Origin of the sequence: Bradyrhizobium sp. 613_E4_N2_2 (genome assembly GCF_052075995.1) — a bacterium.
Lineage (GTDB): Bacteria > Pseudomonadota > Alphaproteobacteria > Rhizobiales > Xanthobacteraceae > Bradyrhizobium > Bradyrhizobium barranii.
On the sequence record NZ_CP197234.1, the window covers coordinates 8,248,470 to 8,273,969 of the forward strand.

Sequence of the window (25,500 nt, forward strand, 5' to 3'; positions counted from 1 at the left end):
GCGGTTCGCAGACTAACGCTTCCTAAAGTCCGTTAGCTTGCGCATGTAGTAGCCCTGTCTCTGAACGGCGAGTTTAATGTCCTCGCTGACGCTCGCTACTTTTTTCTTCTTGCGCCATCTGCCTGCCGCGCCCGGAAGAGGAATTGGCAAACCATTGCTCACAACCAACAGATCACGTCTGTCGTTCAGATACACATCGAACATTCTAAGCCCCCTAGCCGATTGTCAGAATATCGCGGCGGGCAAAAATGGCAACTACTCCGCCCGGCCATATGGAAGCGGCAGGCGCCGGCAGCACGCCGCTGCTGCCGCCTTCATTTGGGAAGACATTCCACATTGTAGGCAATGATAATCTGTGCTGGGTCAGCTTTGCCGATGGTCTTCAAGTCTTCTAGACCACTTCTCAGCTTAGCTCCGGCGTCCCCTAAACTTCTTTCAAGCGCCGACTTAGCCGCCCTGCATCGTTCTTCGTTCGAGAACTCTTGAAACACCACAGTCGGAAGGAGACGCCATTCCGCCCTGTCGTTGGTGGCGGCCGGGCTGACTGAGTAGGAGAAGACGTACATCAGAACCCACATCGGCATGCTCCACTTGTGACGTGATGGCAGTGACGGGGCCTCCCTCCGTCGTTTAGACGCGGATCGCCTTGGCCTCCGTTATTCCGTTGACTTAAGTGCGGCCGAGCACGCGGGCGACAATTCGGCCACTCGCGCCTTGAGGCAGCGTATGATGCGATGGCTACCGGGCCGAAGTCCTTTGCAAAAGCGCTCCACATCGCTTTTGCATTCTCGTGCAATCTTAACGGGGTCTGTCAACCGGTTTTTGGCGAATGCATCTTGACCAAACAACGCGATTGCAATGCCGAACAAGGGGCTTAGCCAGTTCATCTCTAACTCTCTTCTACAAAGCTGTTCACGTGCCTGAGCCCGAGGGCACAAACGTTGACCTAGATCAAACCATTAATGGCGGTGACGTTCTTCTGAACGGAGAGGGCCGCCGGGTGAGTGTCCAGTTGGGCTTGTTCTTTAATTCCTAGGATTTTAATCTATTTCGCCAAATGCGTGAGGGATGCAGATGTCGGACAATCCCATCGACGTGATCGAAGCCGCCATTCGCTCCGCCTTCACCAGTTACCCAAAGGAAGACGACCCGGATTGGAGAAGTCCGCACTGGATCAAGCCCGAAGAGTGCACGCACTTGGCACAGGGCATACTGCTGGAATTGCAGGCAAAGGGATTTGAAATCGTGAAGAGGCAGACCTGACAGATGGACGGCGCACGGCGCCAATCGGTCGAGTCAACGTGCCAATCCAGCGCGCATCAAAAATTGAAATCGGGTGCCGATCAACACTGGCAACGAGGTGATGCGCGCGGGCTGGCGGGCACCATGGAAGGATGGCGTCGGTCGTCCGGGTCCTCACCGGAGCGTGCGTCGCACAGGGTTGCAAAGGGGGCTGGCGCGTGTCGCCGCGCGGGTGCATGCTCCCGCATGTTATCTCTGCGAGGGAGGGCTTGATCATGCGTCACCCAAGACAGCTACTCCAAAGCGAAAAGGCCTATACCGCAGGCATGATCGGGCTCGGGTTGCTCCCGGTTGCGATGGCTATCGCCGCAATCCTGGTGCCGTGACCGACACGCAGCAACAACCATCGACGTTGCGGACGCCGATCCTAAGTCCGCGCGAGAAGCGGCTGTTGCGACGTTTCGCCCAAGGCAAGACAGACAAGACAATCGCGCAGGAGGTGGCGGCACGGCCAAGCAGGTCGCAGCGGCGCGCGCGATGCTCACCAACAAGCTTGGTATTTGCTCGCAAGAGAACCTCGTGTCGCTGGCCAGCCAGCTTGCTCCTTGGCCTTCGCGGATCAGGAGATGATCGTCCGCCAACTACGTCGCGCCGCCGGGTCCTTCTGAGGGCGTCGAACGGTGCCGGGACCGCGCGATCCCAGGAGGTCTGGATATTTACAATTTCCGTTTTTCGGGTTTCGTATGCTGAATTCGCTTTAGAGGTTCTCGCGAGATGTGGCGCACTGATCTTACCGAAGCGACGATGCAAGGCTGGGCGCGGCTCGACGCAGCGCAGCGCCAGCGGTTTTTCGAGGCGTTCGTTGCGGCGGCGCTGCGGCTCGACAGGCTTGAGCTGCGAGCCTGGCTTCGGCGGCGGCTAAAAAATCCACCGCTCGCCCCTCCGTTCGATCCGGCTCGCTTGCTTGGGGATGCCGACATTGCCCTCGTCCTGAGGGCGACGGGCGAGGCTGATCGCGCCGCCGACCGTTGACGATCCCTACAAGGACGAAGCCTACCGGCTATGGGCGATCAAGCAGCGCGGCAATGGGCTGATCTGGTTGGTCGCAGTGCTTGATGTCCGCTTGTCCCCCGGTAGCGGCGCAGAAGCGGACATGCCGAGAGGTTCAATAGCAGGGCGGATAGGGAGCGTATCCACAAGCCCTGCGGTAGCCATACGCTCCGTAAGCCGCAGCTCCCGCCGCCGCAGCTCCCGCCGCTGCACCATAGTAAGCTCGCCGATGCACCCTGCGATTAACGCCTGCTACGCTCATCGGTGTCAGTGGTCGCCCAACTCGCGCTTCGGCACCGTCAAGGGATACGGATAGCACTTTCGCCGGTGAGTATTGGAGCGACAACGGAGCTGCCGTGAAGAGCGCAGCAGTCACGATCAATCCAAGAAGCTTGGCATTTCTTGTCATGTTGTTCTCTCCCTGTCGGGCGATGATCAAACACAACGTGACATGCCGCCTTGCGTCTCGCCGTTGATCTGGATCAATAGGCACCCACTTCAAATGCGCCCCCGGAATGGGACCGAGGCCTTTACCGTCGTGGGACGGCATCGGTATTGTGCGATACGGCGAAATCTGACACGGCGATGACCGCTCCGGGTCAAAATCCGAAGAACTCGCTTGGAGCACAATTCGTCTGCTCCGCCTGCCGAAAAGCGGACTTCACATTCGGTTTCGCGGCAGCGCCGCATAGGCTGGAGCTACTGCAAGCGCTGCACCGGGACGATAAGCGGAGGTGGGGACCTATCGACCCACTACGCTCCAGCCGAGCTACTTAGCTGTCCCCGTCGTAACTCCTGGCTCTGTCGTAACTCCGCGCCGCACTTGGCGCGCTTCACGGCGCCCCTCGCGGCGCACTTGGCGCGCGTCACGGCGATCCTCGCGGCGCTCGCGTCGCCCCTCACGTCGATCTTGACGCCTTTCCATGCCAGCGGTCTGCGCCTCCGCGTCGGGGACCATCAGCATGGTCGGGAACGCGGCTATTGCAGTCGCCAAGCCCAAAGAAGAAAGAAGCTTCCGCCGAGAGATCATGACTACCTCCCTTGCTTGCTGGACTGCCCCAAGACTTAATAGTTTACTCGCTCTGCCCGTCCCCGTCTTGGTCTATGTCATTGTTGCACTCAGATCCGCCGTCCTGCGACGGTCGCGCCAGCGGACGAAGCCTACCGGTTGTGGGCGGTCAAGCAGCAGGGCAAGTGAGCGAGACATTATCGCCCGTCGTCCTGCCAAGGCCCCCTTTAACGACAGCACTGATGACCCGAAGCGGGTCACTTCCGGTAATGGCACCAAACGAACATAGGCTCGGCAGCCTTTGTCTGTTGCTGATCCAAACAACGATACGCTCGGCGAGCGGCTTAGGCTGTATGTCGAAGAGAACTTCCATAATGCTTGAAGAAGTTATCAAGCTTCACTGGTTCGCCGGTATCTCGCCAGAACAGTCTTTTACCGAGGCTGGCCGCCACTGCGAGGCGGTGGTGGCCGCCGATTAGAGTATGGTCATCGGATGCTGTTGCGATGATCTCGCCGTCTTCGTCCACGATTTTCATAGGCTGCCTCCAATCCAGCGCGCGGTCAGGCCGCCGCGATGGTGCGCAATCTATCTAACCTCATGCGGGCTCTGGGCGTTCCAATCCATGAAGATCACGGCTTCCGTATTCGACATGCGCCACATAGCGCACCGCCCTTTGTGTACCAACTGGCGCGCCAACTCGTGATGGCTGTTATTTCGCCGCGCAGCAACGGCTGGCCGCAAGAAAATCATCCGGGGTGTATAAAAAGGAGCATCCCGCAACGTTTTCGTGCCCTAATGCTGCGAGCATATGGAGCGGCAGAAAGAGACGATGCACTCCTAGGCGGCTTGGTTCTCTCTGCCGGAACAAGCCCTGAGGCGACCTCAGTTGGAGCCTCTCGCTGTCTATCCCCAGCGGATAGGGCGATCTCAGAGTGGCCCACAAATAGGCACACAGACCAGACAGTTTTTGCCGGTGACACAGCCACGTTGGACAATAGGGAGTAGGTGCAATGAGAGTTTCCTCGATTGTCGGACTGCTGTTTGCAGCAGTGATGTTGGCGATCATTCCGGTCTCGCCGCAGGTGACGCCGCGCGGCGTGGAATTAAGCGTTGATCAAGCGCAGGCCGTCACGTACCGGCGCGCCCGCGTGACTGCGCGTCGTGTCGACCGTCGCGATTACCGCTATACGCGTCGCGCCGTGCGGCGTGGTGTTTATTAACGGAGCGCGATAGGCAAGGGTGCGAAGTGGCTGCCGACACCGAGTTCGTCCGATTATCGGGGTAGACCGGAAGTGCGCCGGCAAGTGCCAAGACCCGAAGCGGGCGCTCGGTCGCATGGCCTTGGGCGCTAGGCGGACCTCCGTTGATCTAGGTCAACGTCCGCGATCCTTCGGCGCTCCTGCTATGTTCAGCCGCACCTGAGGCGGCTCCCGTCGATCTTTTAGTTCCGCAGCACGAAGAGCGAGGTCCGCCATGTATCCGAGGAAGCGTCTTTCGATCAAGTCAGCGACTGTTACCGGGATTGCTGCCAGCGCCTTGTTGGGGGTTGCAGGTCTCACTCTCACTCCGGCACCCGCCGAGGCGGTAATTTACTGCACGTATGTTGGCTATCCGGCAGGTTGCGTCGCGAGGGCCGGCGTCGTGCTGAGGCCTCGTCCGGTGGCGCGCGCGGCTGTCCGTCATAACGCCGGCGGCAACATGAACGGAGGCGTCAACCGCGTTGGGGCGCGTCGGTAAAGAATTTTTAGGCGGATCGCGAACGAGAAAAAAGCCGTCCCGCTTCGTCCCGGTGGCGGCTTTTTTCGTTCCCGCGCGTAGTACAGAGGACCAACAGCGGCGACATCGCAGCATGAAGCACACTTGGTATGTCACTTTCGAAGTGCCACCCGATGGCACGCTGTCAAGGCGGCGACATCCGCGTTTAACCGAGACGTTCGCAACAGAGGAAGAAGCTAAGGAATTTGCACGAACCAAATTCACCAGTGGATTGATCGTCACTGCCGGAACCATCATCCCTCACCTCCCGAGAAGGGCAATTCCGTCGGTGGAAATTCCAACTTGGCTTGAACTGCGTGGCCAAGTTGATCCAGATCAATAGCTAGGCTCTCGACGTTAGCGACATGCTCTGCGGATTAGAAATCCGCTGCTCTATCCATTGAACTACGGGCGCGACGGCCCGTTGCCGATAAAAAATCGCCGAGATTGGCTAGAGACTCCGTTGAAAACCTTTGGTCGATCTGCGGTCCGTTGTGGCGCCGAGACAAAATTAAATGATTGATTTTGTTGAAAGGTGGGACTTCTGCCGGGCCCACCAAGAATATCAGTATCTTACTTGGTCTCCGTTGCCCCCACCGCAATGAGCGCACCAGAAACGGCACCAGATACGTGCACTTTTCGTTCGTGCAGAGTTCGTGAGGGTGTCAGGCAAGATCTCCTGCTGATGAGTGGATGCGACAGTGCATCGGACGATCCTCGCCTTTCCGGCCGACGGAGAGGGACCGACGGAAGCAGCCCCTGCCTTTGGCGATGATGTCGGCCATCTCCGTTAAAGCAGCGCGGAACGGCTGCTCGTGCAAAACAACGCCTCCCCGAAAAACGGGCATGGTCAATCTGAGACGTGCTGTCCGCTTTATGCTACCTTCTGACGCCTCCATCGAGCGAAACCGATGTTTAGTTTTCGCTCTTTCAATCGCAACGAGGGGCCATCCCCTTTACGCAGCCGCCATGATCGAACCTAGCGGCACGTCTAGGAAATAAACAAATCCGCACGGATCGTAAGTGAGTTGCACACGACCGTTCAATTGCTGGCCGAGCGATTCCATCATGCGGGTGCCAAAACTGCGCCTTGTCGGCCGCTGAACCGGAGGGCCGCCCTTTTCAGTCCACGTCAGGCGCATCCGCTGCTTGTCGTCATCGATGGTCCAGGCAATTTCGACGCGGCCGTTGACGTCGGAGAGGGCGCCGAACTTGGTGGTGTTGGTGCAAAGCTCGTTGAAAGTCATCGCAAGCGCGATGACGGCGCCTGACGTGATCCTGATATCCGGTCCGTTGAAATGGAATCGCCTGGTCCCTTGGCTGTCGTAGGGTTCGGTGGCGTCGCTGAAGGTATGAGTGAGACTGGCGTTGGACCAGCTGATCTGCATCAGCAGATCGTGGGCGCGCCCGAGCGCGAGCAGCCGACCCTCCATGGCCTTCTGTCCATGCTCGATGCTGGTCGCGGTCCGGAAGCTCTGCGAGGCGATGGCGCTGACGGTCGCGAGCGTATTTTTGATGCGATGATGCAACTCGCCAAGAATGAGCTTTTGCAGTTTGTCGGCAGCCTCGCGCTCCCTCGCATCGATTCCGGCTTGGGCGAGCAACGCCTTGGCGTCGATGCCGGCCTGCTCCAGCAACAGACGAAGACTGTCGTTCTCCGCAGACAAAGCCGTTTCATGGGCGGTCCGCGACGGTGGATCGATCGGCGCGCCCGTCGGTACGTTGCCGTCGGCTTGCACCATGGTGGCGCCCTGAACGATCTTCAATGCGCCGGCGCCGACCATCGCCTGCAATTCCGCAGTCATTTGCGCGACCCCCAGCGGCTTGCTGAAGAAGCGGCTGTCGGTCGGCCTTTCGGCGTCAGATGGCTTCACCTGACCGGACACCAAGATGATTCCGATGTCGGGCCAACGGCTGTGCACGGCATGGGCCAGTTTCAGGCCGTCCATGCTGCCTGGCATCTGAATATCCGTGAACAGCAGGGCGATGTCCGAGCGCGATTCCAGAATGGCGATCGCCTCATCCGCGTTGACGGCTTCCAGCGCGCAAAATCCCGCATCTTCCACGATATCGGCAGCGCGCATGCGCAACACCATTTCGTCCTCAACCACGAGGACCTTGGCCACCTCGGGTAGCTCGGTTGATCCTGTTGCCGTTGTCATCGTGGCTCCTTCTCGAGGCAGTCGAGTGTCTGGCAGTTCCTTGCTGCGCTCATTGTGGACGAATAGCGAGCTAAAGCGGCTCCGCATCGCCAATAGATTCGATCAAACCCGCGGTGAGACCATAAGCTCCAGCATCGCCATCCTGGCGAGGACCTTGGGATCTCGTTCGCCTTCCTTGGTGGAGCGAAGAATGCTTTCGCTTATCGATGTGACCTGAGCCGATGAGACCGGGTGAGGGAGCGTGGAAAGGGCGCTGTCCAACGCCGTCGTCATGATGCTGATGACATCAGGCGGGAACGACGCGTGCGGAAAATCTTTCATGGGCCCGGCTTGGCTGAACTCTGGGAACGATCCTCGCGCAGTCGTTGCACGAGTTTTACCAGCGTGGGCGGCAGTCGAACGGACCCCTGATTGAGAAAGTCCGAAGCCGGTCACCAATTTCCTTGCCAATCGCCGAGAGGTGGACGCGGCTGATCTGAATGCTGCGTTCGTGCAAAGGATGAGTCATGAAGTATCCAACTTGCGTCAGAGCCGGCAAACCGGCGATTTCTTTAGCGGCGGGCGGTTACAAGGCGGGCTTCCAGAATTTTGGCGCCGTCCCCGGTCGTTCGCAAACACGCCGCTTCGAGGTTTGGCCAGACCTGACTGCCGCAGTTCACGGCTGACGTCCGGACTTGCAGGCGATCGCCCTTGGCGAGGACCGCTGCTTCGGCAGCTTCCACCTTGGGGGCGAAGGCGGGTAAGGCGACCACGGTGGCCCCGAGCAGCGCCAAGGCCGCGAGGACGAGGAAGGATTTGAACATTTGGGGGCTGCTGACTGGTTGGTCGCTCTCTTCGCCAACAGCCACCGCAGGAGATAGTTCCGTCGATGCGCCTTAGCTGTCATTCGGCCTGCAATATTGACCCCCTAAGCCGGGGGATCGGCGTCCAAAATTGACCCCCTATAGGTTGGTCTGTTGCGCTGCCTGCTTTGGAATGAAGCAGGTGGTCGAGGATGCTGATCGTGGAGACGATTGCGCGGATTCGGCGCGAGCACTTCATCAAGGGCAAGACGATCAAGGATGTTGCCCGTGACCTGAAGGTGTCGCGGAACACGGTCCGGAAGGTGCTGAGGTCAGGAGAGACCTCCTTCGAGTACGAGCGGCAAGTGCAGCCGCGGCCAAAGCTGGGACGATGGGCAGTAGAGCTCGACGGACTGCTGGCGGCGAACGCGGCCAAACCGGCTCGTGAACAGCTGACGTTAATCCGGATCTTCGAAGAGCTGCGCAGCCGTGGCTATGACGGCGGCTACGATGCGGTGCGGCGTTACGCCAGGCGGTGGAGCAAGGAACGCGGGCAATCGACCGCGGCTGCTTATGTCCCGCTAAGCTTTGCCCCAGGCGAAGCCTACCAGTTCGACTGGAGCCACGAGGTGGTCTTGCTGAGCGGCACCACGGTGATGGTGAAGGCCGCCCATGTCCGGCTCTGTCACAGCCGCATGCTGTTCGTGCGGGCCTATCCGCGGGAGACGCAGGAGATGGTGTTCGACGCCCACGACCGGGCGTTCGCCCTGTTCAAAGGCACCTGCACCCGCGGCATCTACGACAACATGAAGACCGCCGTAGAGACGATCTTCGTCGGTAAAGGGCGTCTCTACAATCGCCGCTTCCTGCAGATGTGCAGCCACTATCTGGTCGATCCGGTCGCCTGCACGCCAGCGTCGGGCTGGGAGAAGGGGCAGGTCGAGAACCAGGTCGGGCTGGTCAGGGAACGCTTCTTCACGCCGCGGCTGCGGTTCAAAAACCTCGACGAGTTAAACGCCTGGCTGCTCGACAAATGCATCGCCTACGCCAAGGTTCATCGCCATCCGGAGCTGGTCGATCAGACGATCTGGGAAGTGTTCGAAGCCGAACGCCCCAAACTCGTTCCCTATGCCGGCCGCTTCGACGGCTTCCATGCGGTGACGGCATCGGTCTCGAAGACCTGCCTGGTGCGCTTCGACAACAACAAGTACTCGGTCGCAGCCAGCGCAGTCGGACGACCGGTCGAGGTTCAAGCCTATGCCGATCGCATCGTGATCCGTCAGGATGGACGCATCGTTGCCGAGCACCCGCGATCCTTTGGCCGCGGCGATACCGTCTACGACCCCTGGCATTATGTGCCGGTGCTCGCCCGCAAACCCGGCGCCTTGCGCAACGGTGCTCCCTTCAAAGACTGGGTGCTGCCAGCCGCGATCGAGCGGATCCGGCGCAAGCTTGCCAGCACCGACGACGGCAATCGGCAGATGGTCGACATCCTCAACGCGGTGCTGACTGACGGTCTGCCCGCGGTGGAAGCGGCCTGTGCCGAAGCGCTCAGTCACAGCGTCCATTCGGCCGATGTCGTTCTCAATATCCTGGCCCGTCAACGTGAACCCGCCCCACCGGCCAACATCATGACGCCGGCCGCACTGACGCTCCGTCATGCACCGATCGCCGATTGTGCCCGCTACGACAACCTCCGGAGGACCATCTGATGGAACGAACCCAAATCTTCGACCTCATGGGCGAACTCAAGCTCTACGGCATGAAGGCTGCCTTCGACGAGATCATGGCAACTGCCGTCAAGCGCCAGCACGAACCTCAGCGCATTGTCGGCGACCTGCTCAACGCCGAGATCAACGAGAAGCAAGCCAGGTCGATCAAATACCAGCTCACCATTGCCAAGCTTCCGCTTGCCAAGGACATCGCCGACTTCCAGTTCGACGGCACGCCGATCAATCAGACTCTCGTCAATGATCTTGCTGGCGGCGGCTTCATCGCCCAACAACGCAACGTCGTGCTGGTTGGCGGCACCGGCACAGGCAAAACCCACCTGGCCATTGCCATCGCCAGAAGCTGCATCCGATCCGGTGCCCGCGGCCGCTTCTTCAACGTAGTCGACCTCGTCAATCGCCTCGAGACCGAGACCCGCAACGGACGGCAAGGACGGCTCGCCGAGCATCTGACCCGGATGGACTTCATTGTGCTGGATGAACTCGGCTATTTGCCCTTCGCCCAGTCCGGTGGCCAGCTTCTCTTCCACCTCGTCAGCCGGCTCTATGAGCGCGCCTCCGTCATCGTGACCACCAATCTCGCCTTCGGCGAATGGCCGAGCGTGTTCGGCGACGCCAAAATGACCACCGCGCTGCTCGATCGGTTGACCCATCACTGTGACATCGTCGAGACCGGCAATGACAGCTGGCGCTTCAAAAGCCGCGACGACGATCACGCCACCCGCGCTCGTCTCGTCTCCGCTATCCCGGCCAGCTCCAACGAGCCGAGCGCTACCGTCAAACCGCGGCGCACGAAGGGGTCAAAATTGGACGCCGATGAGGGGTCAAATTTACAGGCCGATTGACACGAGACTTCAGGCTGACATCTGGTGACAAGGAGATTGCGAGGAGGCTCGGCGGCACCGCCAAGCAAGTCTCACAGCAGGAAGCCCAGGCTGCTCGCGCGATTGCAGATCAATTCGCCCGACGAGATCGCCGATGCATGAGCGATGGGCGGCCTGGCCGCGCTATCGAGGCATCACGTAGAAATCTCGCCGGCGAAACCACGCGCACGTCTCTTGTCGGAACGGTCGGCGCACACCAGACGATACATTGACCTAAGGATCAAAGATGCGCCGCTGCCACTGGTCCAAGGTTAACGAATGGTTAAGCCGGGTCTGGGAGGTTGCAAAGGGGGTGACCTAAAACGAGGTCCACCATGTTGAGGCTGAAGAAAGCTGCCCCGGTATCCCGCAATTTGAACATCGGCCAGATCGACACCGCCGAGTTGCTGCTGCACCGCGTGTACGCCTTTGGAGCGGCCGAGGGACATGCCTCCGGCGAGTCAGTGGGGCAAGACGCTGCGGGCTGGGAACGGGCAGAAATGGCTCTGCTACAGGCGCAGATCGACACCCAGCGCCAAATTATCAAGCTGCTCCGCAACGAATTGTCAGACGTGAGGAAGGAACGGGACGCTTGGCGCAGTCGGGCTCACAGGCTGTGTCGATCGGTTTCGACTGACCTCACAGCCACCCCGCGCCCCGGATCGTTTGCGGCATTGCTCCAGCAACGTCGAATACATTTCCGGCAGCATTGACTCCAACAACTGCCGCAAGGACCGCACCTCGCGCCGATAATAAGGGGTGCCCCTGGGTCATTGTAGTAGAGGTGCAATGTGAGTCTGACGAGACGGCGGGTCGCACGTGGACCAAGCGATACCCCTGGATCGTCGAGGCCGCGCTGAAGAACCGCGAGCAGCAGTTCGCCATCGACGGCGAGGCTGTGGTGCTCGGCGTCGATGGCGCCTCGGACTTCAATGCCCTGCACTTGCGCAAGCATGATCACGAGGTTCAGCTCTATGCGTTCGACATCCTCGCGCTTGGCGGCGAGGACCTGCGCCAGCTGCCATTGAGACCGATCTGGCGCGGCTGCTCCGCGGCCGGCCTGATGGCATATTCGTCGCGCCGTTCGAGGCTGCCGAGATCGGTCCGGATCTATTCGCCGCCGCCTGCCGCATGGGCCTCGAGGGCCTGGTCTCGAAACGCCGCGACCGGCGTTATGGCGCCGGCCGCTCGAAAGACTGGATCAAGGTGAAGAACCGGACCCATCCGGCAATGACGCGAGAATTCTGAGCGTTCGGTCGCGCGCCTCCTGCCCAATCAGGGCCCGGCGGTTCAATTGCCCCTTTCCGTCCATCCCCATTCTGGGCCCCTCGGTCGGCTGCGGGCAGCGTTCAGTCTATCGGCCTCTGCTTCAGCGGTGGAGTGCGACAAACCAGACAGAGGCTTCCCGCCTTTTCCGATCGCAGGCACATCTACTGAAAGATCCAGTACGGTGAACCGGCCGGTTACCGGTCGCTCATACCAAACAACGTACCGCGCCTTCATTTCGGTCATTCTAGACTCCCTCGGTAGCGGATCGATCCTCGAATAGATCAACGTATCGCGCATGGAGAATCACGTAGCCCTTGGCACCGTCTAAGAGCACCTTGACCTGAGTGGCCGTCGCTCCCTGACCAAGAACGATGCCTTTCTTACCGCTAAGACGCGGTCCAGCGAAGCACCAATGACAATCCGTCGACCAGCAAGAAGCTCGTCCTTGGCGGTCAATAGGTCCGCAGATCGCGGCAGGTTACGGTTTGCGCTCCGAGGCATGGCTTTTAAAATATCGCAGCATCGTTGAGTTAGAAAGCCCGTGTGTCGGGGGACCACGGCTTGCGCGATCGCTTTTCGATCGGTCAAGCTGGCGAACCGCTAGCGTGACTGGTGGTCGCAATGCGTACTGCAGAACAATTGTTAAAACCAAAACGTGTATTCCGCCCTGGTACACGTGATCGAACCCGACGCGACCTAAGAAGCCGCTTATTTGTGCGCGCTGCTTAACAAATCTGCTAGCTACGAGGCGCCGAGCGGCGTTGACTTTCAGCGGGTCCTTGGCGTGACACCTAGACGCCCCGGCGCTAGCCTCAGGCCATCCATCCGCGGCAGCCCCTGTCGTAAACCGGCAGGGGTTGCTTATTGGTGGTAGGCCCGCCAGTGAACCAGCGGGCCTTTGAGTTGGCATCCCAACAGATGTCCTGGCCCTGATCCCCATCTCGTCTTCCCCCAGAAACGGAGGTACCGCTTCCGCTGCTCGAACCATGCCGACAGTGCCGCGCGGTCTGCTTGGCGACGTCGAGCTGACTGGGGGATCACCATTGACCGCCCCACGTCCGATCGGTGACCCGCTGAAGATCGAGCAACCGAACAAATTGGCGGGTAGCGCTTTCGCCACTCCTATTTCCGAGACAACCCCTTAAACGAGCTCGCCCTCAATAGACCTTCTGAGGTGATGTCTCGAAATTCGATATCGGCGTAAAACGTCGGCTCGACCCATGTAGCCTTGGGCTTCCTGATCGGTTTGGTCAGCTTAGCCTTGGGTCTCACGACGGTGTCGAGCTTCTTGCGGATCTCGCTGGAGACGGTACGAGACCACCTCGTCCCGACCTTGCCCATGTAGACCAGCTCTTTGCCCTCCTTCTTTCCGAGGTACAAGGCAGCGACACCTGAGGGGTCTTTGACGAAGCCGACGACAGGAAATTTGCCGTGCTGGACGGCTTTGACTTTCAGCCAGCCTTCGTTGCGGTCGGAGCGGTACGGCGCTTCGACGCGCTTCGAGATGATGCCCTCGTAGTTGAGCAGAGCCGCGTGCTCGAACATCTCCTGGCCGTCGCCAATCAGGTGGTCGCTGTAGAGCGCGGGCGCTTCGACGCCATGGGTATCAAACAGCTCCTTCAACAACTCCTTGCGGGCAAGCTGAGACGTTTTCCTTAAATCTTTGCCGTCGAGCCATAGCAAGTCGAAGGCGTAGTACAGCAAACGATCCTGCCGCCGGCCTGCAAGTTCAGCCTGTAGCTCGGAGAAGTTGGTACGGCCTTCATGGATGACCACGACCTCCCCGTCGATGATGGCCTGGTATGGAAGGTCGAAGGCACCGGCAATGACGGAGAAGCGCTTAATCCAATCGTGGCCGTTGCGGGTGAAGGCCTTGTGGGTGTCACCGTCGAGGTGAAGCTGGATGCGGTAGCCGTCGTACTTGACCTCGTGAATCCAGTCCTCGCCCGCAGGGGCTTTCATCTTGAGGGTGGCAAGCTGGGGCTTGATGAAGCCCGGCATCGCGCGTCTCGTACGCCGTGTCACTTACGCTACTCACAAAAAAACCGCCGGCGGTGTTGGGGCCAGCGGCGGCCAGTCTACCTACCTTACTCAACGAGTCTCCAACTTCGAGGCCGGAGACGCGTTCCATCCGTGAATACATCCCAGCGCCTCCCACAACCGCGAGCGCCTTTGCAGGTTGTATTTTTGAGAACGGTTCTCGAACAGCGCGCGAACGGGATGTGAAAAAAGAGAACGGCGCTAAGGAATGTCGCTCCTGCTTCGGCTCGGGCCGATGCTGTGCGGCTTGTTGAGGAAGAGCTCCCGGTTGCCGAAAGCGTCTTCCGCATACTGGTCAATCGCAACCTGGATGGCCTCGATGTGCGCCCTGCACCAACCTTCACGGGTCGACAGCCTCCGCGTCTGGTCGAGTGACTTCAGGAATTCCGGAGCATCCTGCATGTCGGAGAAATACTTTGGTCGTTCAACTACCACTTCCGCCCTCCTAGAACGCGCGTACGGGTTTCCTGCGGCTGCGCTTTCTTCATGTCGTCCCGCTGCAAACAAAGGCCATCGACCTTGGCCTGCATCCGGCTTAGCAGAGCATCCGCCGAGGCGGTCCCTACCCCGGCCCGCTGGAGCTGGAGGATTTCCTTGCGCTGCCGGCCTATCTGCGCGCGCATGCGCTCGATTTCCGAGCGGATGTATAAGAGTGTGGGCATCTTGTTTTTCAATGAGTTACGGAGCTCAATAAGAACAAATAGGGGGCATCCAGTCAATCGCTAGGAATAGTTGTTTTGGAACGCCCCTATTCCAAGTTTCTTGCCCCTTATGAGCAAGCAAACCGAATACCTCAGAGAACAGGCGCGTAGAGCGGAACGGCTTTCTCAATCTGTCAGCAGCAATCAAGACTGCCAGACTCTGAAGGCTTTGGCCGAGGACTTGGACGCGGATGCCGAGCGATTAGAGCGCTCCGAAGATTCCCTCAACCCGCCAAGCTGAGAAGTAAAACGCCGCCTGCTTGGCGGCGGCTTTCCAGCCGCAAGAGGATAACGCGCAAAATCTCATCTCGATATTCTAGGCACATCTTATGCCAAGCTCTTACGAAGAAAGACGTCCGGGCGGTTGGAACATTGCTGTGGCCTTGGGCCTGTTGGCGGTAGCATTCCTGAGCGATCGCGGCGCTCCGCCGGACCAAGATGCAGAAGACGCATCGCCGATGCCATCCAAAGAAAAGCGTGACGCTTCGACGGACGATCTTTCGCTCTTCATGCTCGGGACGCTGACTCTCGGTCTTGGGCTCTGGATCATCTACGGCTTCATCCGGGGCGGTTGGATGATCGTGGCCGCGAACGTGGTAGGCGCCACGCTCGCGGCCATCGTTTTCTGCTGCAAGATACGGGATCTCAGGTCGCGAGGCCGCTGTAGAATCCATGGGCCTGAAAACGGAGGCCGAGATGACCGCGATACGAATCCGCCATACGACCACCTATCGTTTTAGAGAGGCAGTACATCTCTCTCCACACCGCCTAATGCTACGCCCTCGCGAGAGCCGTGAATTGCGGCTGATGTCACACATCTTGACGGTCACTCCGAACGCTGTGACCAAGTGGGCCCAGGATGTGTTCGGCAACACTGTCGCCCTGATCAACTTTGCAGACACAGCCCCGACGCTCGTTATTGGCAGTGAAGCCGATATTCTTCTCGATGCAGTTGATTGGCCGGTATTCGATATCGCTGCCTCGGCCCTTTCATACCCATTCCGCTACTCCGACGAAGAATGGACCGACCTCGGCGCATTAACTATTGCCCAATACCCTGATCCGGGCGGGCGACTGCAAAACTGGACGAGAGGGTTCATACGTAGCAACCCAACCGATACGCTTTCGCTGCTCAAAGACCTAAACGCCGGAGTCGCCCAGCACGTTCGGTACCAAGGCCGTGAAATCGAGGGCACGCAATCTCCCCAGGAGTCACTCGACCGCGGGTGGGGATCGTGCCGCGACTTTGCAGTCTTGTTCGCCGAATCCGCACGAAAGCTCGGCTTCGGCGCGCGGCTCGTCTCCGGCTACCTCCACGACCCGAGCCATCAGCTCCTAGGTTCGGGCGATGCTGGCTCGACCCATGCTTGGGCCGAGGTGTTCCTACCAGGCGCGGGCTGGGTCACCTTCGACCCGACGAATCGCAGCGTCGGTGGTCGAAATCTGATCCCCGTCGCAGTTGCCCGCGATATCAGCCAGTGCATGCCGGTATCAGGAAGCTTCTTTGGCCCAAGCGGTAGCTTCTTGAGCATGGGCGTGACTGTCTCGGTCACCGCCTAACGCATCTCCGGATGTATGCTTGGGGTAATGTGCTTGATCACTTTGCAAACACCTGTGGTTCGCAGAGTAAGCTGCGCCCAGTGCTTAGTCAGATACATCGACAGTTGTATCGCTCATCCCCTGATAGCAGACATCCTTAGAGGCAGTCGGCAGGTTTCAAAAGGGCCATCAGCGGACGTGGCGGCTACGGGACGAGAGGCGGCTTCATATCGTGGACGCGAGACTCTAATCACCCCGTCGTCTCCTCGCCTACGCGCCCGATCAGCTCCGCGGCCTCCATGTTCAGCGCCTGCGCGTCGTGTTGCACCACGCTCAGTGGAGTTGGCGTCGGTCGCGTGCGCAGCAGATCGAGTCCACCGTAGATGCCCTCGGCCTGCTGCACGGTAAGCCGGTCACGATCGCGCGTGCGGAGGAAATCCTCCACGATGGCCGCACGGTCGACGCGGATACCGATTGCCACCAGAGTCTCGCGGCCAAAGCTCATCGCGGATTCGAAGGTCTCGCGCAGCTCATAGTCCACTTCATGCGCGAGCAATTGCAGCGTGTGGCCCCTGTCGTACGAACGGGCGAAGATCTTGGTGCCGGGAAATTCGGTACGCGTCAGCTCGACGATGCGGTTTGTTGCCCCTTCACCGCTAGTGCAGATCGCGATCAGCCGGGCTCGACCAAGGCCTGCCGCGCGCAGCACGTCCAGCCGGGTGCCGTCACCGTAGTAGACCTTGAAGCCGAAGCTGCCGGCGACGCGGATCATCTCGGGATCGAGATCAATGATCGTGACGTCGACATCCTCGGCCAGCAGGTATTGCGCCACGATCTGCCCGAAACGGCCAAATCCGATGACCAGCACAGAGGCGTTCGTCCCGTCGAAATTGTCGGCGGCACGCTGGTCGCTTGTTGCGAACCGACGAAGCATCGCGTCCGTCAGCGCCGCGAACGGCGGAGCGATAAGCAGCGTGATCGCCGCGATAGCCGAAATATCCACGCCGATTGCCGATATCGCCTCGGCTTCCGCAGGTGTCGCGACTTCGTAAACTTGCGTCAGCAATGTCTTACACGCTGCCACCATTCAGTTGAGCAGACAGGATGGGATGGTCTTGGGTCAACGGCCGTTTTGGGTCAATCGCGTCGGTCGGGCGCACAGCTAACCGCTTCCGATCGAGGTCGTCCTTGCTGGCGACGCGCTCCCTGTTGCAGATCAAGTGATCGAGCAGATCGAAAACCTGAGGCGTTGCCGACACCACGTCAAGTGCACGCCGCAACTCGCGCCGGAGTCACGCTCCCCAGCCGAAAGCAAGCAACCGTGATCGGCGCGTGCGTGATCCGCATTTGCGCCCATCCTTTGCCGCAGCGGGTACGGCTTGCAGTTATCGTCCCGGCAGAGCCGTGAGCTCTCGGGGCGGCTTGATGCGCCAGAACGGATATGCCGCCAGTTCTTTCGAATGCTGCGCGAACATATCGACCCGTCTGCTTGTAAACTCCGTAAAGACGCCGAAAAATTCAGTTGGTGACCTGATCGTCGCAAGTCTCAGGCCGAGTTCAAAAGCAAATTGCGCGTTGGCCTCGGCTATCTCAAGAAGCTTCGCCTGATACGCCTGCATGTTTGCCGTCGCTAAAGCAAAGCCTTTCGTTGGATCGCTATCCGTCATTCTCTGACTGAGGTCATCTAGTAGGGCATCCGCCCGAGGCTCAATGATAGGAACCTCGTGTTTAGGATCATCATGAAGCTCAGGAGGCGGTTCGACCGAGACTGCCGCAGCAAAGTGAAGTAAATTCTCTTTCGGGCTTCTAACAATGGCCTGCTTGTTCCGTTGGGCCTCCGCTGATACGCCGGCGGGCCACGACGGTGCGCACGAAGGCGAGCGCGACCGGGGACGAGAACGTCCGGTCGTCGCGCTTCTCGAGTCCTGGATTGGTCTGGTGGGTCACTGCCCGTCTCCGCCTGATTTGGCGGAGGGGAAGGATTCCCGGCCGCCTTACGCTCTTGCTATGAATGTCCCGAGATTTTTGGGCGTCAGATAGCTGGGATCTTGCTTCGTCACGGACATGCGCGACCAATCAGACGGCCGAATAAACAGCAGTGCGGCAGCGGCCTTCGCGACGGTATGTGAGCGCAAGCTCAACATCGTTTCGGTCCTCGGAGCGCCGAAGCATTTGCTCGGCGGGATTCAATGGGGCAGCGTTATGCGCAGCAGTTTCCGAATCCGTCAAGGGCTCGCGAGCGAAAAGTTTCATCGACCTCCGCGAGTGGCCCACGGGATACGGTGCGGAAGGCCCACTAAGCACCACAAGATATTGAGGATTCGACTCCGGCCCGGCGGCATAATTCGTCGCATGACCGAGCCAGCCCTCACCCGTCGCCGCAGTGACAACCCGCACCAGGAGACCTGGCATATCTACTTCACCGATGTTCGCGTCGGCGCCATCGGCGCGCGCGCCGGTGTGCCTATAACCGCCGGTCAGTGGGGCTGGTCATGCGGGTTTTATCCCGGCCTCCACCCCGGGCAGCACCGCAACGGAACAGCCGCCACCTTCGAAGCCGCGCGCGAGCCTTTCGAGGCCGCATGGTCGGATCTACAGCCGAACATCCCCAATGCCGCTTTTGCTGAATGGCGCGACGATCGCGACTGGCGCGCCGAGCTTGCGGCCAAGCGTGCGCGAGGCGAGAAGCTCGACAGCGAGATCCGGAGCACGCTGATGCGCTGCGTCTGCGGCACCACATTCGACAGCTGGAAGCCGGCGGAGAGCTATCCCCACCGCCAGCACATCTATGCCGCGCAGGCCACCAATGGGACATACCGATGAAGCACACCGAAGAACGACCCTATGCGGATCCTGAAGCGGCCGCTCGCAAGCTCATCGAGCTCGCAGCGAGCGCTGAGGCTGTCCAGGACGGCCGCATCTATATCGAGAGGATCAACGCGCCGTTCATGATCGAGCTGAAGGGCAGCGGCAGCGAGTTCGGCGCTGGGCTCAAACACGCGATCGAGCGAGGTTGGTTATCGAAGCATGAAAGCGGCACCTACGTGAAGCTGATGCCGCCCGGGGAGGATCTGCTGTCTCGCAAATAAGAAGCTATGGCCACATAGGGCCGCCAACTGAGACGGCCTTACTTGCTAATGCGGAGATACAAGCGCGGCCACACTGAATGCCACCACGCAGGCGGCGGCGAGGGACCAGAGCGTTATGGCAGTCTCTCTAGGCATGGGCCCCAACGTCATGCACCACCGTTTCAAGCGGGTTAATTCATGAAGTAGATGCTCGTAATCGCTATGGCGACCAGTAGTGCGCCACCAAACATCGCAATGGCAAAACAGACGCGCGCCGGGATCGAATACGTATGGAAGTGGGGTTCCCTGATCATGCTACGGCTTCTCCTGCGTTTGGAGCTCAACCGGCAGTTCCGATGAGTGGAACCACTAAAATCCCTTTATGAGACGACGTCGAGTTAATTCGGTTCCGCGGTGCAAAGACCGGAACGTTCTAGCGAGGCGGCCTCAATGCCCGCGCCGTTCGACTTCGAACGTGAATTTGAGCTGGAGCACGGGACCGCCGTCGTCCCGGACTTCAATCGACATCTGGTGGCTGCCGTCCCCCGGGGTCCGAACGGCATCTCGGGCCATATCGGCCAGCGAGCGCGCCGCCTCTTCTTGCACCTTCTCTACGGTTGAGAGTTCCAGACCTTCCTCATCCGAGAAAATCTCGTCACCCTCTCTGATGTCAAAGTAATACCGTCTCATCAGACCAGAACGACGCCAACCTCAAATTGTTTCTTTCGTAAAACGGGCCACTCAACTAGGCGACTGATGCCGCAAGCAGGCCGGCACCCCCTACCTCTGCTCGTTCCTCGCAAGGGAGGCTAGTCTATCCAGCTGGCCAGCCAAGCCAACATAAGTCCGGGCAATATTTTTCAGGACGGCAACGCGATCCTTGGAAATACCGCTCGCGCCAGAAAGTCTCTTGTAGAGATCAGCATGTTCTTGGCACTCAGCAATGTTGATCACTGGCTCTGCCTTCTGTTGGCCGTGCGGGTCACAGGAGCGCCTTCCCCGCTGGCTTGCCTTCTACCATGTTAGGCCCCCTTAAAATCAGTCTTATGACACTGGTTAAATACGGACGCGCCCCCTGCGTTCCTCGCCCTCGATCGTGCCGGCCGACCGCCTCAACCGCGATATCTATCTGGTGCTTGAAGGCTTGGGAGCGCGCCGGTTGCGCCTGGCGCGAGACCCAGGAGGTTGCCGCCGACATCGTTTGAGCATCTGTAGAGTCGGAAGGGTCCGCGCCTCACGGTCGATATCGGGACCCAAGGCGAAGCCGACTGGACCATCGCGACGGTGGCGCAGCCCACCGAACCCGCTAGGAGCGCCCCGCCCATGCGCCAGAGCCCCTCGCCTAAGACTAAGGCCCTCAAGGCCCAAATAACGCGCGGGCGGCTGGTTTCTGGCGCTCTGTCGGGTAAGGGCGCGCCGACGCCTCAGGAGTTCCGCGAACTTCGCATCAAGGAGCTGCGCGCGGCTGCTGCGCAGCTTGTTAGGCGCGCCGAGGTGCTTCGCGCGGAGGCAGAACGCTTGATCAAGATAGCCGAGCGCGAGAAGGCGAAGCTGGCGCGCAAACGCCGGGGCCCCCCCAGAGCGCGGCGGCACTGAGCGCCAAGGCTTTGCGCCATCCCGGATAATTTCTCCGCAGAAGCCGGCTCGGAGCTGTCTGCTGGCGCGACGCGCCGCCTCTGATGCACGACGGCTGAAGTCTCTTGCTAAATCACCGAGGCCGCGCATTGCCTCTTTTTTGGCGACCTGGACAGTCGGTAGTTCCTCGCCCACGCTATCAGCCTCCGGAGGGCCATCGTCGCGGGAGAAATCAAAATAGAAATGAGGCGTCCGCTTAAAACGACGTCTCCGTTTTCCGGTTCCCCGTTTTGCTAGTGTGATTTGACGGCGGGAATAACATCAATCACCGCCATATCCTCACCGCGGACGGTGACGGAACGTCCCGTCTCGCGCGCGATTTGCTGAGCCACCTTCCGGGCCGCATCCTCATCGGCTAGCTCCAGAACAATAATGCTCCCCCGTCCTGAGAACGATGAAGGGTTCCTGACCTCGACGACGATGTGAGGCGGCTTTCGCGTCATTCCGGAGGGGCTAGTCGGGGAGACGAGAGCCACTCCTCGATGCGCGATGCCGACTCAAGCTGGCCGGCCTTGCGCAGAAGCCGTTCGCGCTCTGGGCAGGGTGGCAAAGCAGCCGTTTGCGCGCGAAGGCGGGTGGCCTCTTGCTCTAGACGTTCTTTGAGAGTCAAAATCTGTTTGAAACGCCGCCGCCTGGGCATGGTGCGCTCCTTTCCTGAGAGGAAGGCGGGAGCGCTAACCGGGCGTTCTCATCACAGATAAAAGCCACTGATCGTTCTGTGATATAGGGTAACTACTATCAGCGAGGCTTGGTTTCGCCTCCCAATTGTTAACTTTGGAATTAGGCCACATGGCCGTCGCCGGCGAAAGCACGTGCGCTCGCGGACAAGAAAGGGCCGCAGCTTTGTGTGGGTTGCCGCCCTCTTACTTGAGATGGATTGCCGCACCGGAGCAGACAATGTGTCGCTCCCGATGACTCGTCGCGACATTGCGGACTATCTCGGCCTGACGTTGGAGACGGTTTCTCGCGTGCTATCTAGCTTGCGTAAAGCGGGCGTCCTTACGTTCCTCGACGGCGATCAGCGAGAGATCATGTTAAACGACAAGACCGGCACAACCCTGATACCAAAAGCGACGAGCCGTACTGGCGACGATGATGAATACGCAGACCCACATCATGATCGCGGATATTGCGAGAGCTAGCACGAAGGTCCGTTGACTTAGATCAAGGATTGCCGGCGATCTAGGTTCAAGGCCTCTGCCATGAACAAGCCTTCCGAAACCGAGCCCAAGCCAACCGAACCCGAGCCCAAGCCAACTCGCTTGGAGGAGGCGCGCCGGATCGTTGAGGATTATGCGAATGACCTTCGCGAGTTCATCCGAAAGCTCCGTGAGAAGATGAATTGAAGCGGATTGGCGCCGGGCTCAGATATGAGATCGAGCGCGGCTGGTGATCGCAGCATGAAAGCGGGACGCCGCCCGGGGAGGATCTGCTGACTCGCAAATAGAAAGGTGCTCGGCGGGGTAGCCCGCCAACTGAGGCGGCCTTGCTTCGCAAAGGGCAACCGCAACGGTTGTCTTGCGCTTTTAAGTTTCTCCGTTCGGCAAAACAGCATCGATTGTCTGCTTGAGCTTATCCAGCGTGCACGGTTTGACTAAAACGGGCGTTCCTTCAAATCCGTGCGGCACGCCGCTGCTGCCGTATCCGCTCAAGAAGAAGAACGGCAGCCCTCGGCCTCTTACTGCTTCGGCAACGGGCCCCACGTTCATACCATGCAAATTGATGTCGAGGATCGCGAGATCGTATTCCCCGATCTCGGCAACGGATCGCGCATCATCTATATTCCCCACTTCAGCGATGACCCTGTGTCCGAGTTCCTCGACCATCTCGACAAGCATCATTCGAATAAGCGCCTCATCTTCCACGAGGAGTATTGATGCCTGCGTCATCTCTCGCCTCAAGCCTTGCCTAAATCGGCCGCCGAGCGCTCGTTAAGGAGCTGAGAGACCGCCGTTGTAAGCTGCGCGAGGGCAAACGGCTTCTGAAGAATTATGCTGTTGGGAACGCCTTGTGCCGGCCAGTCGTGGGCCGCTGCGCCCGATATGTAGACCACGGGCAAATTGGGATCGGTCTCGCGTGCCGCCCGCGCGACCTCCCAGCCGGTGAGGCTTCCTAACAGATTGATGTCAGTCACTAGAGCGCAGTATGCAACGAGCCGACCTTTGAGCAGTGTTACCGCCTCCTCGCCGGTCTTGGCGCTGGTGGTCTCGAAGCCCCCCTCCCTCAATGCTTCCTCGACAATGCCTTGGATCGCATCGTCGTCTTCTACCAGAAGAACTGTCGGCAGCACTTCCGTCATAGTTTTCCCCCGAGCACACGTGAACTGGAGGTTACAAAGTGCACACAAGCCAAACGTTCCCGGGAAAGTCTGGCACTCGTAAAATCCGGGGTCTAGCTCCTGTCGGAGGATTTTTTGGCCTTGACCTTTTCCCGGATGAAGCTGACCCGCAACTCTTCGCCGTTTACTCGTTCGAGCTGACAGCGACGATAGGCAAGTCCAGTGGACGAAAGCAGAAGAAAGAACTCGTTCAGGGTCAGCCCCTCAATCGAGGTCTCAACTTGAAGTGTTGCTCCGACATCTGAGACCTCCTTAAGCGTGCACGCGCGACGCCACGTGCCGTCGATGGCCATCATTTGCGCGGGCAACGGATGCTCGAAGGTGACCCTTCGGTCTTCTTGCTGTTTTTCTGCGGGCATCGGGTAAACGGAAGTGGTCCCCCCGTATATCCCCGATCAACTAAAAGGTAGTAACCGCGGTCGGGAACAGTTGGCAAATCGGGATCCACTTGGGACACCGAAGTTGAAATACGAACAGCGTCCGTGAAGTACGGCCAGCGCCTAAGGTCGGACACAAGCCAGTGCCCGTTTTTGGAATGATGGTCCCAATAGGAACGACGAGCCCGGGCAATTACTTGAGTCGTCGCTGGCTCGCCGGCAGAGCTGGCGGAGCGGCCTCGGCCTACCCCCTTGACCCCCTGCAGCCGGGGCCGTCTCTCCGCCATTATTGTACACCCGGCTCGGCGGCCTCGAGTACGAGAAGCCCGCCACAGTTGCCTGCCGGCCTTCTCGCAACGACTGATCTCCCAACCGCACCGGCGGTTCACGCCAATTCGGCTATGACGAACTAAGGCCCCGCGGAGTGACGCTCCGCGAGGCCTTGGCTCTTAAAAGCCTACACGCCTTAACCGATCAGTCGATGATTTTCACGACCCGCCGCGTGCGCGGTTCGACGATGACACGGCGGTCGTTCACGACCGCGTAGCGATACTCGGTGTAGTTCGGCACCGGGCGCAAGACCACGGTCGGGGGCAAGGGCTCGCCGACGACGACGCGCTCGTGGATCACGACGGAGTCGTCGCGCGGAATTCCGCCGAGCACGGCATTCGGAATTTCGAGGCCGGCGCCAACGGCCGCACCGACGGTGCCGCCGACCATCGCGCCGACCGGGCCACCGACGTCGCCGCCCGCACGCGCGCCGTCCCTAGCGCCCTGTTCGGTCGTCGACTGGGCAAAGGCTACACTCGACGCCGCCAGCAGCGACACAGCAGCCAATGAAATCGCAAGACCTTTCATGTCCACTCTCTCCAGTGGTTGTTGATGCGCCGTCAACCGCTGGGCCAGAGCATTGTTCCGGTTCCTCCGTGATGAAAGGCGCGCGTCTGGAGAATGTTACTGCGTAACAGTTCAGGCCGCGGCGGCGCAGCGTTGCTGTCAGGCATACGTTGCTAAGACGGGTAGCTCTTGATTGGAAAGCCGCAGTTTCATGGGCCCGTTGCAAGAAGTTGCGACGAAGAAGGCTATCGCAATTATTGCAATCTTTTGCTCGACGGATTCGAAATCCGCGTTTTCTTGAACGACGCGGAGCAATCGAATACACTGCGGCAAATCCTGAAGAAGGATGGGTTCGGGTGATTCCTCCCGGCAACTCGCTGTCCGCTCGCAGTATTCTGAAGGGCTTTGTAGAAATCAGGCTTAAGCGAACGTCCAGAACTTGGCGCACGTGAAGAGCCGCCTATCTCTTCTTTGCCTTCTTCTTTTTGGTAGCTTTCTTCTCAAGCCGCACGCCCTTGAATTTCTTTGCGGCCTTCTTGCCCTTCGCGGGCTTCTTGACGCCCATGAACTCGCCGGACGTCCTGTCGCGCTTGGTGAAAGCGGAAGCTCCGCCCAACGTCGTCTTTGTCTGCGAACGCTTCTTGACCGCACCCTTGCGCGCATTGTCGCCAAACCGGACCCGTCTTGCTTCCTAGCTTGAGGAACGAATCGGCCCTCGTCAAATTGAATCCCGGTTCCGTTGCGTGAGTTGCTTATGCGTCAATTCCGATGGCTTTTGTCGATCGCCCCGAACAGTGACGAGACTGTCTACCTGGTTGCGGACAACTCCGGCCGCAATGGCAGCGCCTGGTGCGAAGTAGACTTGGAGAGCGCGGTGGAAGCCGTCATCCAGGATCTGCTTGCCGGAGAATATCGCAAGCCGATACGGATTGTCGCCTTTAACCCGGCAGAGCGGTGGTCGGAAGATGTTTCCGGGGCCATCGCCCGCGAGATCCAGCGTCGTTGCAATCTGCAACTGAGCGACGTGCCGTCGTACCTGCAGGAGTTTGTGGATCGCTACTCACCACAAGATCTGCAGCAATTCAATCTTTGCCTGGTGTAG

The 25,500-nt window shown here is 59.6% G+C and carries 29 protein-coding genes and 3 pseudogenes; 13 read left to right on the plus strand and 19 right to left on the minus strand.

What is annotated here, in order from left to right; all coding sequences use genetic code 11:
• Positions 1–12: 12 nt before the first annotated feature.
• The 3 genes from AB7290_RS39100 to AB7290_RS39110 form a co-directional block, all read right to left on the minus strand.
• The gene (locus AB7290_RS39100) at positions 13–204 is read right to left on the minus strand and encodes a hypothetical protein (RefSeq protein ID WP_041955355.1); all 192 of its coding nucleotides are present in this window, start codon (positions 202–204) and stop codon (positions 13–15) included.
• A gap of 110 nt (positions 205–314) precedes the next feature.
• Positions 315–578 carry a hypothetical protein gene (locus AB7290_RS39105; protein WP_014497287.1) on the minus strand — a complete coding sequence of 88 codons (264 nt, stop codon included), beginning with the start codon at positions 576–578 and terminating at the stop codon, positions 315–317.
• A gap of 78 nt (positions 579–656) precedes the next feature.
• A complete protein-coding gene (locus AB7290_RS39110) occupies positions 657–887 on the minus strand; it encodes a cysteine rich repeat-containing protein (protein WP_434057372.1) in 231 nt (76 codons plus the stop codon).
• A gap of 187 nt (positions 888–1,074) precedes the next feature.
• Between AB7290_RS39110 and AB7290_RS39115 the strand changes: the two genes are divergently transcribed.
• Both AB7290_RS39115 and AB7290_RS39120 read left to right on the plus strand, forming a co-directional pair.
• The gene (locus tag AB7290_RS39115; protein WP_244464034.1) at positions 1,075–1,263 is read left to right on the plus strand and encodes a hypothetical protein; all 189 of its coding nucleotides are present in this window, start codon (positions 1,075–1,077) and stop codon (positions 1,261–1,263) included.
• Between the two features lie 753 nt (positions 1,264–2,016).
• Positions 2,017–2,274 carry a hypothetical protein gene (locus AB7290_RS39120; protein ID WP_085398334.1) on the plus strand — a complete coding sequence of 86 codons (258 nt, stop codon included), beginning with the start codon at positions 2,017–2,019 and terminating at the stop codon, positions 2,272–2,274.
• 1,371 nt (positions 2,275–3,645) lie between these two features.
• Here the strand turns inward: AB7290_RS39120 and AB7290_RS39125 are convergent.
• On the minus strand, positions 3,646–3,837 hold the full coding sequence (locus tag AB7290_RS39125) for a hypothetical protein (protein ID WP_028150075.1): 192 nt from the start codon (positions 3,835–3,837) through the stop codon (positions 3,646–3,648).
• A gap of 475 nt (positions 3,838–4,312) precedes the next feature.
• Here AB7290_RS39125 and AB7290_RS39130 point away from each other — a divergent pair, with 475 nt between their 5' ends.
• Entirely contained in the window at positions 4,313–4,522 is a 210-nt protein-coding gene (locus tag AB7290_RS39130; RefSeq protein ID WP_135216245.1) for a hypothetical protein, read from the plus strand.
• 253 nt (positions 4,523–4,775) lie between these two features.
• Positions 4,776–5,039, plus strand: a complete 264-nt coding sequence (locus AB7290_RS39135) for a hypothetical protein (RefSeq protein WP_085398333.1) — start codon at positions 4,776–4,778, stop codon at positions 5,037–5,039.
• A 974-nt stretch (positions 5,040–6,013) separates the two neighbouring features.
• Here AB7290_RS39135 and AB7290_RS39140 read toward each other — a convergent pair.
• The 3 genes from AB7290_RS39140 to AB7290_RS39150 all read right to left on the minus strand — a co-directional run bounded on the left by AB7290_RS39140 (position 6,014) and on the right by AB7290_RS39150 (position 8,022).
• The gene (locus tag AB7290_RS39140; protein ID WP_244623349.1) at positions 6,014–7,183 is read right to left on the minus strand and encodes a sensor histidine kinase; all 1,170 of its coding nucleotides are present in this window, start codon (positions 7,181–7,183) and stop codon (positions 6,014–6,016) included.
• 138 nt (positions 7,184–7,321) lie between these two features.
• Complete coding sequence (locus AB7290_RS39145) at positions 7,322–7,540, minus strand: hypothetical protein (protein ID WP_085398330.1); 219 nt, start codon at positions 7,538–7,540, stop codon at positions 7,322–7,324.
• Between the two features lie 230 nt (positions 7,541–7,770).
• Positions 7,771–8,022: a hypothetical protein gene (locus AB7290_RS39150; RefSeq protein ID WP_085398337.1), complete on the minus strand. Its 252-nt coding sequence runs from the start codon at positions 8,020–8,022 to the stop codon at positions 7,771–7,773.
• Positions 8,023–8,213: 191 nt separating this feature from the next.
• Here AB7290_RS39150 and istA point away from each other — a divergent pair.
• The 4 genes and pseudogenes from istA to AB7290_RS39170 all read left to right on the plus strand — a co-directional run.
• A pseudogene (gene istA / locus AB7290_RS39155) lies at positions 8,214–9,704 on the plus strand (IS21 family transposase); the annotation flags it as partial.
• Positions 9,705–9,712: 8 nt separating this feature from the next.
• Entirely contained in the window at positions 9,713–10,576 is an 864-nt protein-coding gene (istB, locus tag AB7290_RS39160; RefSeq protein ID WP_039183785.1) for an IS21-like element helper ATPase IstB, read from the plus strand.
• Positions 10,577–10,929: 353 nt separating this feature from the next.
• Positions 10,930–11,307, plus strand: coding sequence for a hypothetical protein (locus AB7290_RS39165; RefSeq protein WP_135217351.1), 378 nt, complete (start codon positions 10,930–10,932; stop codon positions 11,305–11,307).
• A gap of 71 nt (positions 11,308–11,378) precedes the next feature.
• Positions 11,379–11,804, plus strand: a complete 426-nt coding sequence (locus AB7290_RS39170) for a hypothetical protein (protein WP_349642862.1) — start codon at positions 11,379–11,381, stop codon at positions 11,802–11,804.
• Positions 11,805–12,985: 1,181 nt separating this feature from the next.
• Here AB7290_RS39170 and ligD read toward each other — a convergent pair.
• The 3 genes from ligD to AB7290_RS39185 all read right to left on the minus strand — a co-directional run bounded on the left by ligD (position 12,986) and on the right by AB7290_RS39185 (position 14,577).
• Positions 12,986–13,864: a non-homologous end-joining DNA ligase gene (gene ligD / locus AB7290_RS39175; protein WP_085398369.1), complete on the minus strand. Its 879-nt coding sequence runs from the start codon at positions 13,862–13,864 to the stop codon at positions 12,986–12,988.
• Positions 13,865–14,104: 240 nt separating this feature from the next.
• Entirely contained in the window at positions 14,105–14,305 is a 201-nt protein-coding gene (locus AB7290_RS39180) for a hypothetical protein (RefSeq protein ID WP_085398368.1), read from the minus strand.
• A gap of 26 nt (positions 14,306–14,331) precedes the next feature.
• The gene (locus AB7290_RS39185) at positions 14,332–14,577 is read right to left on the minus strand and encodes a hypothetical protein (protein ID WP_343287587.1); all 246 of its coding nucleotides are present in this window, start codon (positions 14,575–14,577) and stop codon (positions 14,332–14,334) included.
• A 723-nt stretch (positions 14,578–15,300) separates the two neighbouring features.
• On the opposite strand from AB7290_RS39185, the gene AB7290_RS39190 reads away from it, so the two are divergent.
• Entirely contained in the window at positions 15,301–16,164 is an 864-nt protein-coding gene (locus AB7290_RS39190; protein WP_085398370.1) for a transglutaminase family protein, read from the plus strand.
• 229 nt (positions 16,165–16,393) lie between these two features.
• Here AB7290_RS39190 and AB7290_RS39195 read toward each other — a convergent pair whose 3' ends face one another.
• Both AB7290_RS39195 and AB7290_RS39200 read right to left on the minus strand, forming a co-directional pair.
• Positions 16,394–17,209 (minus strand): NAD-binding protein, encoded by an 816-nt coding sequence (locus AB7290_RS39195; RefSeq protein WP_161495721.1) that lies wholly within the window; start codon positions 17,207–17,209, stop codon positions 16,394–16,396.
• 319 nt (positions 17,210–17,528) lie between these two features.
• A complete protein-coding gene (locus tag AB7290_RS39200) occupies positions 17,529–17,810 on the minus strand; it encodes a phasin family protein (protein WP_244623505.1) in 282 nt (93 codons plus the stop codon).
• Positions 17,811–18,495: 685 nt separating this feature from the next.
• Between AB7290_RS39200 and AB7290_RS39205 the strand changes: the two genes are divergently transcribed.
• Positions 18,496–18,966: a hypothetical protein gene (locus AB7290_RS39205; RefSeq protein ID WP_085398363.1), complete on the plus strand. Its 471-nt coding sequence runs from the start codon at positions 18,496–18,498 to the stop codon at positions 18,964–18,966.
• Positions 18,963–19,232 (plus strand): hypothetical protein, encoded by a 270-nt coding sequence (locus tag AB7290_RS39210; RefSeq protein ID WP_085398362.1) that lies wholly within the window; start codon positions 18,963–18,965, stop codon positions 19,230–19,232. Before AB7290_RS39205 ends, AB7290_RS39210 begins: the two co-directional genes overlap by 4 nt.
• Before the next feature lie 426 nt (positions 19,233–19,658).
• Here AB7290_RS39210 and AB7290_RS39215 read toward each other — a convergent pair whose 3' ends face one another.
• Both AB7290_RS39215 and AB7290_RS39220 read right to left on the minus strand, forming a co-directional pair.
• Complete coding sequence (locus tag AB7290_RS39215; protein ID WP_063982903.1) at positions 19,659–19,901, minus strand: DUF6894 family protein; 243 nt, start codon at positions 19,899–19,901, stop codon at positions 19,659–19,661.
• A 996-nt stretch (positions 19,902–20,897) separates the two neighbouring features.
• Positions 20,898–21,089, minus strand: a pseudogene (locus tag AB7290_RS39220) (DUF6894 family protein); the annotation flags it as partial.
• Between the two features lie 608 nt (positions 21,090–21,697).
• On the opposite strand from AB7290_RS39220, the pseudogene AB7290_RS39225 reads away from it, so the two are divergent.
• A pseudogene (locus AB7290_RS39225) lies at positions 21,698–21,988 on the plus strand (helix-turn-helix domain-containing protein); the annotation flags it as partial.
• 384 nt (positions 21,989–22,372) lie between these two features.
• On the opposite strand, the gene AB7290_RS39230 reads toward AB7290_RS39225, so the two are convergent.
• The 5 genes from AB7290_RS39230 to AB7290_RS39250 all read right to left on the minus strand — a co-directional run bounded on the left by AB7290_RS39230 (position 22,373) and on the right by AB7290_RS39250 (position 25,014).
• Positions 22,373–22,735 (minus strand): response regulator, encoded by a 363-nt coding sequence (locus AB7290_RS39230; RefSeq protein WP_085398162.1) that lies wholly within the window; start codon positions 22,733–22,735, stop codon positions 22,373–22,375.
• A gap of 8 nt (positions 22,736–22,743) precedes the next feature.
• Positions 22,744–23,145 (minus strand): response regulator, encoded by a 402-nt coding sequence (locus tag AB7290_RS39235; RefSeq protein WP_441254347.1) that lies wholly within the window; start codon positions 23,143–23,145, stop codon positions 22,744–22,746.
• Positions 23,146–23,237: 92 nt separating this feature from the next.
• Positions 23,238–23,543, minus strand: a complete 306-nt coding sequence (locus AB7290_RS39240; RefSeq protein WP_201266079.1) for a hypothetical protein — start codon at positions 23,541–23,543, stop codon at positions 23,238–23,240.
• Positions 23,544–24,035: 492 nt separating this feature from the next.
• A complete protein-coding gene (locus AB7290_RS39245) occupies positions 24,036–24,419 on the minus strand; it encodes a DUF1236 domain-containing protein (protein ID WP_135217091.1) in 384 nt (127 codons plus the stop codon).
• A gap of 439 nt (positions 24,420–24,858) precedes the next feature.
• Positions 24,859–25,014, minus strand: coding sequence for a hypothetical protein (locus AB7290_RS39250; protein ID WP_244623491.1), 156 nt, complete (start codon positions 25,012–25,014; stop codon positions 24,859–24,861).
• A 138-nt stretch (positions 25,015–25,152) separates the two neighbouring features.
• Here AB7290_RS39250 and AB7290_RS39255 point away from each other — a divergent pair, with 138 nt between their 5' ends.
• Positions 25,153–25,500: a hypothetical protein gene (locus tag AB7290_RS39255; protein ID WP_085399444.1), complete on the plus strand. Its 348-nt coding sequence runs from the start codon at positions 25,153–25,155 to the stop codon at positions 25,498–25,500.

What these genes read in the sequence shown, in the direction of transcription:
- AB7290_RS39110 (WP_434057372.1), bottom strand. Translation starts at nt 887, where the DNA reads ATGAACTGGCTAAGCCCCTTGTTCGGCATTGCAATCGCGTTGTTTGGT.
- AB7290_RS39120 (WP_085398334.1), top strand. Translation starts at nt 2,017, where the DNA reads ATGTGGCGCACTGATCTTACCGAAGCGACGATGCAAGGCTGGGCGCGG.
- AB7290_RS39205 (WP_085398363.1), top strand. Translation starts at nt 18,496, where the DNA reads ATGACCGAGCCAGCCCTCACCCGTCGCCGCAGTGACAACCCGCACCAG.
- AB7290_RS39105 (WP_014497287.1), bottom strand. Translation starts at nt 578, where the DNA reads ATGTGGGTTCTGATGTACGTCTTCTCCTACTCAGTCAGCCCGGCCGCC.
- AB7290_RS39180 (WP_085398368.1), bottom strand. Translation starts at nt 14,305, where the DNA reads ATGCAGGATGCTCCGGAATTCCTGAAGTCACTCGACCAGACGCGGAGG.
- AB7290_RS39235 (WP_441254347.1), bottom strand. Translation starts at nt 23,145, where the DNA reads ATGACGGAAGTGCTGCCGACAGTTCTTCTGGTAGAAGACGACGATGCG.
- istB (WP_039183785.1), top strand. Translation starts at nt 9,713, where the DNA reads ATGGAACGAACCCAAATCTTCGACCTCATGGGCGAACTCAAGCTCTAC.
- AB7290_RS39145 (WP_085398330.1), bottom strand. Translation starts at nt 7,540, where the DNA reads ATGAAAGATTTTCCGCACGCGTCGTTCCCGCCTGATGTCATCAGCATC.
- AB7290_RS39210 (WP_085398362.1), top strand. Translation starts at nt 18,963, where the DNA reads ATGAAGCACACCGAAGAACGACCCTATGCGGATCCTGAAGCGGCCGCT.
- AB7290_RS39150 (WP_085398337.1), bottom strand. Translation starts at nt 8,022, where the DNA reads ATGTTCAAATCCTTCCTCGTCCTCGCGGCCTTGGCGCTGCTCGGGGCC.
- AB7290_RS39115 (WP_244464034.1), top strand. Translation starts at nt 1,075, where the DNA reads ATGTCGGACAATCCCATCGACGTGATCGAAGCCGCCATTCGCTCCGCC.
- AB7290_RS39255 (WP_085399444.1), top strand. Translation starts at nt 25,153, where the DNA reads ATGCGTCAATTCCGATGGCTTTTGTCGATCGCCCCGAACAGTGACGAG.
- ligD (WP_085398369.1), bottom strand. Translation starts at nt 13,864, where the DNA reads ATGCCGGGCTTCATCAAGCCCCAGCTTGCCACCCTCAAGATGAAAGCC.
- AB7290_RS39165 (WP_135217351.1), top strand. Translation starts at nt 10,930, where the DNA reads ATGTTGAGGCTGAAGAAAGCTGCCCCGGTATCCCGCAATTTGAACATC.
- AB7290_RS39190 (WP_085398370.1), top strand. Translation starts at nt 15,301, where the DNA reads ATGACCGCGATACGAATCCGCCATACGACCACCTATCGTTTTAGAGAG.
- AB7290_RS39215 (WP_063982903.1), bottom strand. Translation starts at nt 19,901, where the DNA reads ATGAGACGGTATTACTTTGACATCAGAGAGGGTGACGAGATTTTCTCG.
- AB7290_RS39200 (WP_244623505.1), bottom strand. Translation starts at nt 17,810, where the DNA reads ATGACGGATAGCGATCCAACGAAAGGCTTTGCTTTAGCGACGGCAAAC.
- AB7290_RS39135 (WP_085398333.1), top strand. Translation starts at nt 4,776, where the DNA reads ATGTATCCGAGGAAGCGTCTTTCGATCAAGTCAGCGACTGTTACCGGG.
- AB7290_RS39130 (WP_135216245.1), top strand. Translation starts at nt 4,313, where the DNA reads ATGAGAGTTTCCTCGATTGTCGGACTGCTGTTTGCAGCAGTGATGTTG.
- AB7290_RS39240 (WP_201266079.1), bottom strand. Translation starts at nt 23,543, where the DNA reads ATGCCCGCAGAAAAACAGCAAGAAGACCGAAGGGTCACCTTCGAGCAT.
- AB7290_RS39100 (WP_041955355.1), bottom strand. Translation starts at nt 204, where the DNA reads ATGTTCGATGTGTATCTGAACGACAGACGTGATCTGTTGGTTGTGAGC.
- AB7290_RS39125 (WP_028150075.1), bottom strand. Translation starts at nt 3,837, where the DNA reads ATGAAAATCGTGGACGAAGACGGCGAGATCATCGCAACAGCATCCGAT.
- AB7290_RS39230 (WP_085398162.1), bottom strand. Translation starts at nt 22,735, where the DNA reads ATGACGCAGGCATCAATACTCCTCGTGGAAGATGAGGCGCTTATTCGA.
- AB7290_RS39245 (WP_135217091.1), bottom strand. Translation starts at nt 24,419, where the DNA reads ATGAAAGGTCTTGCGATTTCATTGGCTGCTGTGTCGCTGCTGGCGGCG.